We start from the raw sequence: 14,697 nt of genomic DNA, 5'->3' as shown, positions 1-14,697 counted from the left end.
TTGCCCGCGAAGAGGCCCGCCCAGTCAGCGAACATTCAGACCTGTTGCGGCCACTCCACCACCGGCATCTGCCGCTTCATCAACACCTCACCGCCGCGAATCGAATACAGCGGCAAGCCCTGGCTGCGAATCACTTCGTAATCGCTGTCCGCCGACAGGATCAGCAAGTTCGCCGGCCGCCCGCGCTCCAGTCCGTAGCGATCCCCTAGGGCCATGGCTTTGGCGCTGTTGTCCGTCACCAAATCCAGTGCACTTTGCAGGTTGCGATAACCCAGCATGTGGCAGATGTGCAGACCGGCTTCGAGGACGCGCAGGATGTTGCCGTTGCCCAGTGGGTACCACGGGTCGACGATCGAGTCCTGGCCAAAACACACGTTCATGCCCGCTTCGAGCAACTCGTTGACCCGGGTGACGCCGCGGCGTTTCGGGAAGTTGTCGAAGCGGCCTTGCAGGTGAATGCTTTCGGTGGGGCAGGAGACGAAGCTGATGCCGGAATGCCCGAGCAGGCGGAACAGTTTGGCGCAATACGCATTGTCGTAAGAGCCCATGGCCGTGGTGTGGCTGGCCGTGACGCGCGAACCCATGTCGCGGCTGCGGGCTTCTTCGGCCAGGACTTCGAGGAAGCGTGAGTGCGGGTCGTCGGTTTCGTCGCAATGCACGTCCACCAGGCAACCGGTGCGTTCGGCCAGGTCCATCAGAAACTTCACCGAGCTGACGCCTTGATCGCGGGTGTATTCGAAGTGCGGAATGCCGCCGACCACATCGGCGCCCATGCGAATCGCTTCCTCCATCAGCTCGCGGCCGTTGCGGTAGGACTCGATGCCTTCCTGGGGGAACGCGACGATTTGCAGGTCGATCAGGTGCCGGCTTTCCTCGCGCACTTCGAGCATCGCCTTGAGCGCGGTCAGGGTCGGGTCGGTGACGTCGACGTGGGTGCGCACATGCTGGATGCCGTGGGCGGCCAGGGTCTGGATGGTTTTTTTGGCGCGAGTCTTGGTGTCTTCGAGGGTGATGGTGGCCTTGCGTTCGCCCCAGCATTCGATGCCTTCGAACAGCGTGCCGCTCATGTTCCAGCGCGGCTCGCCGGCGGTGAGGGTGGCGTCGAGGTGAATGTGCGGCTCGACGAAGGGCGGCACCACCAGGTTGCCGCCGGCGTCGAGGTCGTCGGGACCCAGGGTCGGAGCTTCGGTCTGCCGGGCGATGTTGCCGATCAGGCCGTTTTCCAGGTGCAACTCATGCAGGCCTTCTTGGTTGCGCAGGCGGGCGTTGATGATGTGCATCAGGCGAATCCTTTTAGAGATCTTGTAGTGCTGCATCGGCAGTGCGGACACCCAGCACGCCGGTCAATATCACATACGTTAGCGCGGCAGCAGCGATGCCTACCAGCGGCGCGACCCACGGCGAGCTGAAGGCGGCGACCGTGCCGACCGCGTATGCACTCAGGCCGGACCAGTTGAAGGCCGGCAGGCGAGCGTCGGCCAGACGAGGATATTGACCGCGATATCGGAAGAAAAAGTCCGCCATGATCACCCCGCCGATCGGCGGAATCACTGTGCCCAGCAGGATCAGGTAGGGCACCAGCATGTCGTACATACCCAACGTTGCCAGCAGCGTGCCGATCACCGCGCCGGCCAGGGTCACGGTTTTGCGGCGCCCGGTACGCAGCAGGTTGCACCCGGCGACGGCGAAGTTGTAGATGGTGTTGTCCTGGGTGCTCCAGATATTGAGCAGCAACATCGCCATCGCCGCCATGGCGAAACCTTGCAACAGCAGCACTTCGACCACGTCCGGCTGCTGATAGACGATGGCTCCGTAGGCGCCGATTAGCACCATCAGGCCATTGCCGATGAAAAAACCGATCAGGCTCGCCAACACCGCCACCCGCGCCGAGCGCGAGAAGCGCGTCCAGTTAGTCGCCTGGGTCGCGCCGCTGACGAAGGTGCCGAACACCAACGTAATCGCGGTCGACCAATCCAGCGTGCCGCTCGGTACCACGGCCAACAAGCCGTCGAGTCCGCCGACCTTCACCGTGGCGACCCACATCGACAGCATCAACAGCAACATCATCGCCGGCACCGCGATGTACGACAGAATCTCCAGCCCGCGATAACCGACATACGCCGTCGCGCAAAACACCAGGCCGAACAACACCATCAGCCCGAGCACCGTGCCGTCGTCCAGCTCGAAATACTTGCCCAACACCACCGCCGCTGTGGCCGTGCCCCAGGCGTACCAGCCGATCTGGGTGAAACCGAGGATCAGGTCACTGAGCTTGCTGCCCACTTCACCGAAACAGAACCGCCCCATCAACACCGAGTTGAGGCCGCTCTTGAACGCGATGTAGCCCAGCCCAGCGGCGTAAATCCCCAGCAGCAGATTGCCGACGATGATCACCGCCATCATCTCGCCAAAACTGAACGCCACCCCGAGCTTGCCGCCGGCAAACATGGTTGCGGTAAAGAAAGTGAAACCCAGCAACACCATGGCCGTGGAGGCCAGGCCTTTGCGGGCGTGCATCGGGACTTCGCTGAGGGGGTAATCGTTACCGGGGGCGTTCTGCGTCATGGGGCGTTCCTTGCTGAGTGAGAGACGCGGAGGAGGGTTGCAGTGGTCGTGCCAGGTGCGGGTGGTGGGGTTATTTATAGACCAGCGCCGGAGCGGGGGCGGGAAGGGAGTACGAAAGCAGTGCGAAGTCGTGAAGCTCGACACCGTAATGAGGCAGACACAAAACCTGTCTTTGATCGTTCCCACGCTCTGCGTGGGAATGCAGCCCGGGACGCTCCGCGTCCCAAATCGAGAGCTGGAACGCGGAGCGTCCCTTGAGGCATTCCCACGCAGAGCGTGGGAACGATCAAATCTTTTGATCTTTAAATAAACCTCAGCAACGCCGCGACGATCGCTTCCGGCGCATCCTCCTGCACCAAATGCCCTGCATTCGGAACTGCCTGAAACCGTGACCCTGGAATCATTCCATGCAAGGCCCGCCCGCGTTCGATGGGAATCCACTGATCATCTTCCCCCCACAGGATCTGCACCGGGCAACGAATGGTCGGGTACAGCCCTTCGGCCTCAAGGGTGTAGCGCTCGTCCATCTGCGCGATCTGCCGATAGAACGCCGCTTGCCCCACATCACCGAGCCACGGCTGCACATACGGCGCCAGCTCAGAGTCGGGGATTTCGCGCTGGATCGCCCCGCGAATATAGGCAGGCACAATCACGCGCTGGATGTAATCGGGTAAACCGCTGAACGCCGCCTCATGCTGGCGCACGTGCTGCACGAACGGCGAGCCCCAGGGCGTGAGCGCCACCGGGTCGATCAGGGTCAGGCTGCGGTAGTTTTTGCCGTTGAGCAGATGCGCGCGCAGGGCGGTGGCACCGCCGAAGTCGTGGGCCACCACATCCGGGCTGTCCAGGCCCCAGTGCTCGAGCAATTGCGTCAGCAGTTCGTTTTGTACACCCAGGGACACGTCGCCGTCGGGTTGCGCGGACTGCCCGTACCCCAGCAGATCGAAGTAATGCACGCGATGGGTGGCGATGAAATGCGGCGCGATCCGATGCCACACGCAGGAAGAAAATGGCGTGCCATGCACGAACACCAACGGCGGGCCGTCACCGCGTACGGCAAAGCGTACGGAATGCCCATTGAAGCGATAGGTCTGGGGCAGCGGCCAGTCAGTCATCGGGGGGGGCCTCTTGGCAGATGGGAGCCAAAAAGCATAGGCATAAAAAAACCACCGCTGAAGGTGGTTTTTGGACTAACTGACGAAACGCATAACGCGGTGTGCGACGGCTCAGCCCAACGTCTTGCGCATGTGCACCCGCCGTAAACCGTTCTCTTCGACCCGGTGGGTTTCGACATACCCCCGGCGCAGGTACAGCGCAATGTTTTCACTCATCGCTTCGTTGGTGTAGAGCCGAATGGACGGGTAACCCGCGTCGAGCGCATGGCGTTCGGCGAAGTCCAGCAACTGCCGGCCATAACCTTGCCCTTTGATCGCCGGGCTGACCGCGATGTTGTCCAGCAGCAAGTACTCTTCGGTGTCGATCAGCACCACGAAACCGCTGAGGTTCTTTTCATGGGCGAGGACATGGACGCGCCGGGCCAGCACTTGGCTGGCGTAGTCGTCCAGCATCGGCGCGGGTTTGCGGCCGATGCGTTCGATGTAAGGCGAGTAAGCCGCCTCGACGATGGCCTCGATCTGCGCGATGTCCTCAAGCGTAGCGGGGCGGATAAGCGGAGACATGGGACGGGTTCCTTTGGGCCAAGGATGGGGCCTGACTGTACTCGGCGTCAGCCTGAAACGACAGGCATAAAAAAACCACCGTCGCCGGTGGTTCTTTTCAATCAGGTGGTTTTACTCACCGTGATAGATGCAGCCGCTGGTGCAGGTTTCGTGGATACGAATCGCGCTCAGCTCCGGCAGCAAGGGCTTCAGCTCGGTCCAGATCCACTTGGCCAGCACTTCACTGGTCGGGTTTTCCAGGCCAGGAATGTCGTTCAAATAGTTGTGATCGAGGCGCTCGTAGAGCGGTTTGAAGATCGCCTTGATTTCCGAGAAGTCGCGGATCCAGCCGGTGTGCGGATCGAGGTCGCCGCTCAGGTGGATTGCCACCTTGAACGAGTGACCGTGCAAGCGACCGCACTTGTGGCCTTCGGGTACGTGGGGCAGGCGGTGGGCAGATTCGAACGTAAACTCTTTGAAGATTTCCACAGTGATTTTCAGCTCTGTCAGGTGGCGATCGCCGCGGCGATGTGGGCAGGCGGCGAGTTTACCAGTTTGTCCTGACTAAAGGGTCAGCAAGCGCTCGCCGAGGCGACCGCTGGCGGCCAGCTCCAGGAACTCGTCGCCCATGCGCCGGCTTTCATCCATCGCCGCGCGCCAGTATTTCTGCCGGCTCGGCGCATCGCCCATGAAGCGCTTGAAGTCGTTGCGGTCCGGCAATTTGCCGTAGGGCAGGCGCGCCAGGTAATCCTTCGACGGCGCCAGCAGCAGGACATCCTGCAACCGCGTCGAACAGGCACGACGCCACGGCAAAGTCTTGTCGAACCAGCCGGGAATCACCCGGTCGGTGAAGTGCGGATAGAGCACGATGTCGGTGCCGCTGTAGGGCAGGTCGAGGTGATAGTCCAGCAGACCGCCGTCGCGGAACGTCCCGGCACCGGCACCCGGCAAATCGCGCACGCCTTCCATGACCATTGGGATCGAGCCTGAGGCAAGCAAGGCCTGGCGCAGGTTGCCGGCGTTCAGGGCGACGAAGCGCGACGGGAAGTCGTTCAGCGCATTGACCGGCGGCGCCAGGCGCGGGTCGTGGATGATCAGTCGTTCGAAATGTTTCGACAGCCGCGCGCGGCCCCGCAGGTTGTCGGCGATCACCGACGACAGGCCCAGCCCGAGGCGGCCGCGATGATCATGGGCGAGCAGGCCGTGGCTTTTGACCACCATGATGTTCAGTCGGTAATGGGCGTTGTCGAGGATCAAGGCATCGCGCCCGTCCAGCAGCTCATCGAGCATACGCCGTGAGCTCTGGCTGATTTGCGCCATGGTCACGCCCTTGTCGAAGTTTTGCTCGGTGTACAGATGACCGAGGCGGCGAATGCCTTCGGCGGCATCCGGCAGACACGCGCTGGCGAACCGCCAGGAACCCACCGACGCACCAATCAGCGAACGCTCCCGAGGCGCCGCCGGCAGCCATTCGCCGAACAGCGCCAGGTCCAGACCCTGAATCCCCAACGCCTTGGGCCCACCGGCCGCGCCCGGCAGCGTGCCGACGTCGGCAGCGTCCAGGCCGTTTTCACGAATCCGCGCAAAGGCCCGCGGGCCGGCCTTGAGGGTCAGGGAAGGGAACTTGATGTGGATAGCGGTCATACCGGTCTCGATGTCGGGCAAGCGGGGGATTATAGACATGTGTTCTATGACCTGTAGGAGCCAGGCTTGCCGGCGAAGGCGATTTCACGGACGCCTTCGCCGGCAAGCCTGGCTCCTGCAGGGTTTTGTGTTGGCCTGGTGTGCTGTGTTGTCATGACCAATGATGGCAATTCAGTTTCAATTAAGTTTGCCCCGTTAAGGTGCACGCCGTACGCAACACCTAAAAAAATACGGAGACACCCCATGAAAACCCTGACTGCCCTGTTCACCGCGTCCATCATCGCCATGACCGCCAGCCTGGCCCACGCCCGTGACCTGGGCCCCGACGAAGCCCTGAGACTGCGCGACGCTGGTACCATTGTGTCTTTCGAGAAGCTCAACGCCACCGCACTCACCAAACACCCCGGTTCCAAAATCACCGAAACCGAACTGGAAGAAGAGTACGGCAAGTACATCTATCAGGTGGAAATGCGCGACCCGCAGGGCGTTGAGTGGGACCTGGAATTGGACGCTGTCAGCGGGCAGGTTCTCAAGGATCATCAGGATACGTAATGAAGGTGCTTTCATTTTCACGCATGGCGTTGGTGCTGCTGACGTTTTGCTCGGTGGTCGTGGCGCGCGACCTGGATCAGGACGAGGCGCTGCGCTTGCGGCAGCAGGGCGTGATCCTGCCGCTGGAGCAGCTGTTGCAGCAGGCGCTGGACCGCTATCCCGGCTCCAAATTGCTGGAAGCCGAGCTGGAAGAAAAACACGACGTCTACTTTTATGAAGTCGAGCTGCTGACCACCGAGGGCGTGGTCCGTGAACTGGACATCGAGGCCGCAACCGGCCGTTTATTGAAAGACAAGGAAGATTGACCGATGCGATTGCTGCTGGTGGAAGACCACGTGCCCCTGGCCGATGAATTGATGGCGGGCCTCAACCGCCAGGGCTACGCCGTGGACTGGCTGGCCGACGGGCGCGACGCGGTGTATCAGGGCAGCAGCGAGCCCTATGACCTGATCATCCTCGACCTCGGCCTGCCGGGTTTGCCGGGGCTTGAGGTGCTGACCCAATGGCGCGCCGGCGGCTTGTCGACCCCGGTGTTGATCCTCACCGCCCGGGATTCCTGGGCCGAGCGCATCGAAGGTCTCAAGGCCGGCGCCGACGATTACCTGAGCAAACCTTTTCACCCCGAAGAACTGCACCTGCGGGTCCAGGCGTTGCTGCGCCGGTCCCACGGCCAGGCCAACCAGCCGACGCTCAAGGCCAACGGCTTGCACCTGGATGAAGGCCGCCAGTGCGTGACCCGCGACGGTGCCGACATCCAGCTCACCGCCGCTGAGTTCCGCCTGCTGCGCTACTTCATGCTGCACCCGGAACAGATCCTCTCCAAAAGCCACCTCGCCGAACACCTCTACGACGGGGAAACCGAGCGCGATTCCAATGTGCTCGAAGTCCACGTCAACCACCTGCGGCGCAAACTCGGGCGCAGCGTGATCGAAACCCGTCGCGGCCAGGGTTACCTGTTCGGCGGGCAAGCGCAGTGAGGTCGATCCAGCGCCGCTTGAGCCTGGGCCTGATCAGCGTGATGGTGATCGTCGGCCTGGTGCTGGCGCAAACCAGTTTGTGGCTGTTCGAAATGGGCTTGCAGCGCTACCTCGAAGCCGGGCTTCGCAATGACAGTGAAAACCTGCTGGCCGCGTTGGTGCGCGGGCCCCAAGGTTTGCAACTGGATGAACGACATTTGGCGCCGGCCTATCAACGGCCGTTTTCCGGGCATTACTTCCGCATCGATTTTGCCGACAGCCATTGGCGCTCCCGTTCGTTGTGGGACCAGGAACTGCCGCGTCTCGAAACCCCAGGCCTTGAGAGCCATCTGCAATTGGGCCCGGAAGGTCAGCAGTTGCTGGTGTTGCGCTCGGACTACCGGCGGCTTGGCCAGTCGATTTCCATCAGCGTGGCCCAGGACTACACGCCAGTGCGCGAGAGTTTCATGCGCATGCAACAGGTCGGTCTGGCACTCGGTCTGGCGGGGTTGCTGCTGATTCTGCTGCTGCAACGCATCACCGTGCGCCGCGCCTTGCGTCCGCTGGAAAGGGCCCGTGAACAGATCGCCCAACTGCAACAGGGCCAGCGCTCTCAACTGGATGATCAGGTGCCGGTGGAGCTGGTGCCGCTGGTGGCGCAGATCAATCATCTGCTGGCCCATACCGAAGACAGCCTCAAGCGTTCGCGCAATGCCCTGGGCAATCTTGGCCACGCGTTGAAAACCCCGCTGGCGGTGTTGCTCAGCCTGGCGTCCAGCGAAAAACTCGACACCCATCCCGAACTGCGCAAGGTCATCCAGCAACAGCTTGAGCAGGTGCAGAATCGCTTGAATCGCGAACTCAACCGCGCGCGGTTGTCCGGTGACGCGTTGCCGGGGGTGTTGTTTGATTGCGATGCGGAGCTGCCGGGGTTACTGGCCACGTTGAACATGATTCATGGCGAACACCTGGACCTGAGCTACCGCGCCCCGGCCGGTTTGCTGCTGCCCTGGGATCGCGAAGACTTGCTGGAACTGCTCGGCAACCTGCTGGACAACGCCTGCAAATGGGCGGACGCCGAGGTTCGCTTGAGCGTGGTCGAAATGCCCGAAAAGTTTGAACTGAGCGTGGAAGACGACGGCCCGGGGATTCCCGAAGACCAGCGCGACCAAGTGTTCAGTCGCGGGACGCGGCTGGATGAACAGACGGATGGGCATGGGCTGGGATTGGGCATCGTGCGCGACATCGTCGACACCTGGGGCGGCACGTTGCTGTTGCAGCAAAGCGAGTGGGGCGGGTTGAAGGTCGTGATCGAATTGCCCAAGCGCTGATCCAGAACCACCCCCTGTAGGAGCAAAGCTTGCTCGCGATGGCGGTTTCAAGGACGCCATCGCGAGCAAGCTTTGCTCCTACAGGGGGGTACGAAACGTCGTCTACGTGTGATGAATCTCCCGATCCTTGGTTTCCGGCATAAAGAAAATCCCCAGCACCGCCGTCATCACCGCAATCACAATCGGGTACCACAACCCGTAATAGATATCCCCGGTAGCCGCCACCATCGCAAACGCCACCGTCGGCAGGAAACCACCGAACCAGCCGTTACCGATGTGATAGGGCAGCGACATCGAGGTATAGCGAATCCGCGCCGGGAACAATTCCACCAGCCATGCGGCTATCGGGCCGTAGACCATGGTCACGTAGATCACCAGGATCGTCAGCAGCAACAGCACCATCGGGTAGTTGGTCTTGGCCGGGTCAGCCTTTTCGGGGTAACCGGCCTCTTTCAGGCTGGTGCCGAGGGACGCGGTGAACGCGTCGTTGCGCGTCTTGAAATCGGCGGCAGGCAGGCTGGAGCCTTCGAAGCTCGGGACCACCTTGTCGCCGATGCGCACTTGCGCGACGGTGCCCGGCTCAGCCTTTACGTTGGTGTAGGGGATCGCTCGCTTCGCCAGCAGGGTCTTGGCCAGGTCGCAGGAACTGGTGAATTTGGCCTTGCCCACCGGGTCGAACTGGAACGAGCACTGATCGGGATCGGCGATCACCGTCACCGGGTTCTTCTCCTGGGCGATGAACACGTCGGGGTTACCGTACTGGGTCAGCGCATGGAAGATCGGGAAGTAGGTCGCGGCCGCGAGGATGCAGCCGGCCATGATGATGCCCTTGCGTCCGATACGGTCGGACAGGCTGCCGAAGATGACGAAGAACGGCGTGCCGATCAGCAGTGAGCCGGCGATCAGCAGGTTGGCGGTCTGCGGGTCGATCTTCAGGGTTTGCAGCAGGAAGAACAGTGCATAGAACTGCCCGGTGTACCACACGACCGCCTGGCCGGCGGTGCCGCCGAGCAGGGCCATGATCACGATTTTCAGGTTCTCCCAGCGGGCGAAGGATTCGGTCAGCGGTGCCTTGGAGGATTTGCCTTCGGCTTTCATCTTCAGGAACACCGGCGACTCGCTGAGTTGCAGACGGATGTACACCGAGACGATCAGCAGCAGGATCGACAGCAGGAACGGAATCCGCCAGCCCCAGGCTTCGAAGGCTTCGGTGCCCAGGGCGGTGCGGCAGGCGAGGATTACCAGCAGCGACAGGAACAGGCCGAGGGTCGCGGTGGTTTGAATCCACGACGTGAAGTAACCGCGTTTGCCCTTCGGCGCATGCTCGGCCACGTAGGTCGCCGCGCCACCGTACTCACCGCCCAGTGCCAGGCCTTGCAGCAGGCGCAGGGTAATGAGGATGACCGGTGCCGCGACGCCAATGGTCGCGTAGCCGGGCAGGAAACCCACCACGGCCGTGGAGACACCCATGATGACAATGGTGATCAGGAACGTGTGCTTGCGCCCGATCATGTCGCCCAAGCGGCCGAACACAATCGCGCCGAAGGGCCGCACGGCGAAACCCGCGGCGAAGGCGAGCAGGGCGAAGATGAAGGAGGTGGTCTCGTTGACGCCCGCGAAGAAGTGCTTGGCGATGATCGCGGCGAGGGAGCCGTAGAGGTAAAAGTCGTACCACTCGAACACAGTGCCCAGGGACGAGGCAAAGATAACCTTGCGCTCCTCCTTGGTGATGCCGTGGTGGGGCGCGCTGCCTGTGCCCGTGGTTGTGCTGTCGATTACGGCCATGGGTCTTCTCCGTCTTGCTCTTGTTGTAGGCCGGAGCACCTCAAAATACCCGTGTTGCCGCACCCAGGCCCTGGGGCTGATGTTGTCAGATTGCCCTTAGAAGCATAATCAGGTTCGCGCAAATATCCACTCGCCGGCCCGCAAACCCGAATGCCAGTCAGTCGATCGTTCCCACGCTCTGCGTGGGAATGCCTCAATGGACGCTCCGCGTCCGCGTTTGAATGGGACGCGGAGCGTCCCGGGCTGCATTCCCACGGGTCGCGTGGGAACGATCAGTTACCTCAGGTCAAACCCGGAACTGATCCATCAAACTCTGCTGCTGGTTGGCCAGGCTGTTAAGCGACTGACTCACTCTGGCCGATTCATTCGCCTGCCCCGACAACGATTCGGTCACATCGCGGATGGTCGCCACGTTGTTGTTGATCTCCTCGGCCACCGCGCTCTGTTCCTCGGCGGCGCTGGCGATCTGCAGGTTCATGTCGGTAATCACCGTCACCGCATCACCAATCTGGCGCAGGGCAGTCACGGCCTGGCTGACTTGCTCGACGCTGCTCTGGGCCTGGCGATGGCTGTTGTTCATCGAGCCGACCACCTCCTGGGTACCGCTCTGCAATTGCTCGATCACCTGACGGGTTTCCTCCACCGATTCCTGGGTACGCCGCGCCAGGTTGCGCACTTCGTCGGCGACCACGGCAAAACCGCGACCGGCTTCACCGGCCCGGGCCGCCTCGATGGCGGCGTTGAGGGCCAGCAGGTTGGTCTGCTCGGCGATCGCACGAATCACTTCCAGCACCGAACCGATCTTCTCGCTGTTCGCCGCCAGGCCTTCGACTTGCACCATCGCCGCGCTCATGTCGGCGGCGAGGTTGTCGATGCTGGTGGTGGTGCGGTCGATCACGGTCAAGCCCTGACGGGTGGCCTGATCGGCATCGCGCGCCGCATGCGCCGCCTGGGCCGCGCTGCGGGCGACGTCCTGGGCGGTGGCGCTCATTTCGTGGGACGCGGTGGCCACCTGATCGACCTGACGGTATTGCTGCTCCATGCCGGCGCTGGTCTGGGTGGCGATGGCGGAGGATTGATCCGCCGTGCTGCGCGCGTCCTGCACCGAGCGTTTCACCTCGGCGATGATCGGTTGCAGCTTGTCGAGGAAACGGTTGAACCAACCGGCCAACTGGCCCAGTTCGTCCTTCTTGTCGTAGGCCAGGCGCCGGGTCAAATCACCTTCGCCGCTGGCGATGTCTTCGAGCATGTGCGCCACGCCGAGGATCGGCTTGGTCACGCTGCGCGCCATCAACCACACCAGCAACAGGCCGATCAACGCGGCGAGCACACCCAGGCCGAGTTCGACCAGGGTGCCGGCGCGGTTGCTTTCATCCAGCTGTTTTTCCAGCGCTTCGGCCGGGCCGACCAGGACTTTCTCCGGCACATCGAGCAACACGCCCCACGACTTGCCGCCCGGAATCGGCTGGAACGGCGACAGCACTTTCAACTGCTCGTTGCTGTGCAGGCTGGTGGTTTTGCTGCTGGTGCCCAGCATCCGGATCAGCTCGGCGCCGTTGATTTTGTCCACGGCGTCCAGACGCTGGCTGAGCTTGCTGGCGTCCGGGCTGTAACCGGCGAGCAACCCGACCGGGCTGAGGATGCTGACGCTGGTCTGGCCGTCATAGAGCTTTTTGCTCGCGCCCTGACTGACCGCTTGCAGGCTGTTGAGGTTGATGTCCACCGACAACGAGGCGATGACTTTGCCGTTGACCATCAGCGGGAACACGATGCTGGTCATCAGCACGTTCTGGCCGTCGATCACATAGAAGTAGGGTTCGATCACGCACGGCTTGAGCGTGGCGCGCGGGCAGGTGAACCAGGCGTTGGCCGCTTCGCCGCTGGGGCCGGCGCTGGTGTCGGCCATGTCGGTTTCGGGCAGCGACATCGAGGTCAGTTTGCCCGGTGTCGGCTGCGACCAGTACAGGGCAAAGCGGCCCTTGTCGTTGCTGCCGAGCTCGGCCTGACCGGCGAACAGTTCGTCCTTGCCGTCCAGCGCGTTGGCTTCGAACACCAGGGACAGCCCGAGCAGTTCCGGGTTGGCTTGCAGCGCCGACTTGACCTGGCGGGTCAGGTCTTCGCGCAGGTCGAAGGCATCGAGAAAACGCTTCTCGGCCTGCTCGCGCAGGAACAGCACCTGGCGCGAGAAGCCGTGGCCATATTGATAGGCGTCCATGAACTGCTGGCGAATCCCCAGCGCCTGGTTTTCACCCTGGGACTCGATCCGCGCCTGGGCGGATTCGGTGAGCATCTCCATGCTCGACGCCTTCACCAGCGCGGAGCTGTGCTCCATGCGATACAGCGAAAGACCCACCAGCAGGGTCACGATACCCGCCAGGCACAGCCCGGCCAGCAGGGTGATTTTCCATTGGATGGAGAGTTGTCTGAGCGACATGGAGAGACGTCCTTATTCGATATTTATCTGAGACTTTGCACTGTAACGGCGCAAAAGCAGCTTTCTTGAGCGACAAGCTGCAAGCGGCAAGCGAGAAACACAAAAGCTTGCAGCTTCAGACTTGCAGCTTGCGGCTGCTTCCTTCACAGTGCGCGCCCTCTAATAAAACCCATTCCTTATTTCGCTGGCGGCGCTTCGCAGACTGCCGGCGGAGCTCATTCCGCTTGCCTTGAGGTAACGATGATTAATGCTGTAATTGCCGCGGTCGGCGTCATGCTGGTGCTCAGCCTGTCCCGCGTGCATGTGGTGATCGCGCTGATCGTCGGCGCGTTGGTGGGTGGCCTGACCGGTGGCCTGGGCATCGACGCGACGCTCAAAGCCTTCAACAGTGGCCTGGGCAACGGCGCCACGGTGGCCTTGTCCTACGCCTTGCTCGGCGCCTTCGCGGTGGCGATTGCCAAGTCCGGCCTGGCCCATGCCCTGGCGGACAAGGCGCTGCTGATGGTCGACCGCCAACACGCCAGCGGCGGGCGGCAGGTCAAGTGGCTGTTGATCGGTTTGCTGTGGGTGGTGGCCATCGCTTCGCAGAACATTCTGCCGATACATATCGCGTTTATTCCGTTGCTGGTGCCGCCGCTTCTATATGTGCTGACCAAGTTGCAACTGGACCGGCGCCTGATCGCCTGCGTCATGACTTTTGGTCTGATCACGCCGTACATGGTGTTCCCGGTGGGCTTCGGCAATATCTTCCTCAACCAGATCCTGCTGGCCAACGTCAGCAAGAGCGGCGTCGACATCAGCCAGATCAACGTCACGCACGCCATGGCGATCCCGGCGATGGGCATGGTGTTCGGTCTGTTGGTGGCGGTGTTCTTCAGCTACCGCAAAAAACGCGTCTACGACCTGGCGAAGATCGAGCAGGTGGAGCAGGTCAGCGTGGCCTACAACCCGCTGACGCTCTGTATTGCCGGTCTGGCGATTGCGGCGGCGTTCATCATTCAGTTGCTGCTGGACTCGATGATCATCGGTGCCCTGGCGGGTTTCCTGATTTTCTCGGCCTCGGGGATCGTGAAGTGGCGTGAAACCGACGACCTGTTCACCGAAGGCATGAAGATGATGGCGATGATCGGCTTCATCATGATCGCCGCGTCCGGGTTTGCCGAAGTGCTCAAGGCCACCGGGCAAGTGCGCACGCTGGTGGAAAGCGCGGCGGCGTGGATCGATCACAGCAAGGCCATTGGTGCGCTGCTGATGCTGCTGGTCGGGTTGATGGTCACCATCGGCATTGGTTCGTCGTTCTCCACCGTACCGATCCTGGCGGCGATCTTCGTGCCGCTGTGCGTGCAATTGGGGTTCAGCCCGATGGCGATCGTGTGCATCGTCGGCACCGCCGGTGCGTTGGGCGATACCGGTTCGCCGGCCTCGGACTCGACCCTGGGCCCGACCTCCGGCCTGAACATCGACGGTCAGCATCACCATATCTGGGACACGGTGGTTCCGACCTTCCTGCATTACAACCTGCCGCTGCTGGCGTTTGGCTGGGTGGCGGCGATGGTTCTCTAACCACCAGAGATCCCCTGTGGCAGGGCTTTTTGTGGCGAGGGAGCTTGCTCCCGCTCGGTTGCGCAGCAGCCGCAATCCTTCATATGCGGTGTGCCTGACAGACTGCGAGCTCAGGTTTTGGGGGGGCTTCGCACCCCAGCGGGAGCAAGCTCCCTCGCCACAAAGTTCGCTCCCACCATGACCGCATTCAACTTTTGATCTGGCCTGCC

General features: G+C 62.1%; 13 protein-coding genes and 1 pseudogene. 5 read left to right on the top strand and 9 right to left on the bottom strand.

The features are described from left to right. Nucleotides 1-35: 35 nt before the first annotated feature. The 6 genes from codA to ACY4LX_RS23475 all read right to left on the bottom strand — a co-directional run bounded on the left by codA (nucleotide 36) and on the right by ACY4LX_RS23475 (nucleotide 5,867). Complete coding sequence (gene codA / locus ACY4LX_RS23500; RefSeq protein WP_149661325.1) at nucleotides 36-1,280, bottom strand: cytosine deaminase; 1,245 nt, start codon at nucleotides 1,278-1,280, stop codon at nucleotides 36-38. 13 nt (nucleotides 1,281-1,293) lie between these two features. Then, nucleotides 1,294-2,565 (bottom strand): cytosine permease, encoded by a 1,272-nt coding sequence (codB, locus tag ACY4LX_RS23495; RefSeq protein WP_463257985.1) that lies wholly within the window; start codon nucleotides 2,563-2,565, stop codon nucleotides 1,294-1,296. Between the two features lie 302 nt (nucleotides 2,566-2,867). Continuing rightward, nucleotides 2,868-3,680 (bottom strand): alpha/beta fold hydrolase, encoded by an 813-nt coding sequence (locus tag ACY4LX_RS23490; RefSeq protein WP_463257984.1) that lies wholly within the window; start codon nucleotides 3,678-3,680, stop codon nucleotides 2,868-2,870. Nucleotides 3,681-3,791: 111 nt separating this feature from the next. Further along, nucleotides 3,792-4,244, bottom strand: coding sequence for a GNAT family N-acetyltransferase (locus ACY4LX_RS23485; protein ID WP_463257983.1), 453 nt, complete (start codon nucleotides 4,242-4,244; stop codon nucleotides 3,792-3,794). 111 nt (nucleotides 4,245-4,355) lie between these two features. Beyond that, a complete protein-coding gene (gene queD, locus ACY4LX_RS23480; protein WP_123409926.1) occupies nucleotides 4,356-4,712 on the bottom strand; it encodes a 6-carboxytetrahydropterin synthase QueD in 357 nt (118 codons plus the stop codon). Nucleotides 4,713-4,787: 75 nt separating this feature from the next. After that, on the bottom strand, nucleotides 4,788-5,867 hold the full coding sequence (locus ACY4LX_RS23475; protein ID WP_463260639.1) for a patatin-like phospholipase family protein: 1,080 nt from the start codon (nucleotides 5,865-5,867) through the stop codon (nucleotides 4,788-4,790). Nucleotides 5,868-6,110: 243 nt separating this feature from the next. Between ACY4LX_RS23475 and ACY4LX_RS23470 the strand changes: the two genes are divergently transcribed. The 4 genes from ACY4LX_RS23470 to ACY4LX_RS23455 are packed head-to-tail and all read left to right on the top strand — an operon-like array spanning nucleotide 6,111 to nucleotide 8,706. After that, nucleotides 6,111-6,419, top strand: a complete 309-nt coding sequence (locus ACY4LX_RS23470; protein WP_149661915.1) for a PepSY domain-containing protein — start codon at nucleotides 6,111-6,113, stop codon at nucleotides 6,417-6,419. After that, nucleotides 6,419-6,724, top strand: coding sequence for a PepSY domain-containing protein (locus ACY4LX_RS23465; RefSeq protein WP_463257982.1), 306 nt, complete (start codon nucleotides 6,419-6,421; stop codon nucleotides 6,722-6,724). The genes ACY4LX_RS23470 and ACY4LX_RS23465 overlap by 1 nt, the downstream gene beginning before the upstream one ends. A 3-nt stretch (nucleotides 6,725-6,727) precedes the next feature. Beyond that, a complete protein-coding gene (locus tag ACY4LX_RS23460) occupies nucleotides 6,728-7,396 on the top strand; it encodes a response regulator transcription factor (protein WP_123409931.1) in 669 nt (222 codons plus the stop codon). Beyond that, the gene (locus tag ACY4LX_RS23455; protein WP_463257981.1) at nucleotides 7,393-8,706 is read left to right on the top strand and encodes a sensor histidine kinase; all 1,314 of its coding nucleotides are present in this window, start codon (nucleotides 7,393-7,395) and stop codon (nucleotides 8,704-8,706) included. Before ACY4LX_RS23460 ends, ACY4LX_RS23455 begins: the two co-directional genes overlap by 4 nt. Before the next feature lie 102 nt (nucleotides 8,707-8,808). On the opposite strand, the gene ACY4LX_RS23450 is transcribed toward ACY4LX_RS23455, so the two are convergent. The 3 genes and pseudogenes from ACY4LX_RS23450 to ACY4LX_RS23440 form a co-directional block, all read right to left on the bottom strand. Next, nucleotides 8,809-10,491: an MFS transporter gene (locus tag ACY4LX_RS23450; protein ID WP_149661918.1), complete on the bottom strand. Its 1,683-nt coding sequence runs from the start codon at nucleotides 10,489-10,491 to the stop codon at nucleotides 8,809-8,811. Between the two features lie 286 nt (nucleotides 10,492-10,777). After that, complete coding sequence (locus ACY4LX_RS23445) at nucleotides 10,778-11,533, bottom strand: methyl-accepting chemotaxis protein (RefSeq protein WP_372242375.1); 756 nt, start codon at nucleotides 11,531-11,533, stop codon at nucleotides 10,778-10,780. A 102-nt stretch (nucleotides 11,534-11,635) separates the two neighbouring features. Further along, a pseudogene (locus tag ACY4LX_RS23440) lies at nucleotides 11,636-11,782 on the bottom strand (HAMP domain-containing protein); the annotation flags it as partial. A gap of 1,386 nt (nucleotides 11,783-13,168) precedes the next feature. Here ACY4LX_RS23440 and ACY4LX_RS23435 point away from each other — a divergent pair. Further along, nucleotides 13,169-14,488, top strand: coding sequence for a Na+/H+ antiporter family protein (locus ACY4LX_RS23435; protein WP_463260638.1), 1,320 nt, complete (start codon nucleotides 13,169-13,171; stop codon nucleotides 14,486-14,488). Nucleotides 14,489-14,697 lie beyond the last annotated feature (209 nt).

The organism is Pseudomonas sp. Emmai, assembly GCF_055179735.1.
This window is presented reverse-complemented; position numbering and strand designations above follow the sequence as displayed.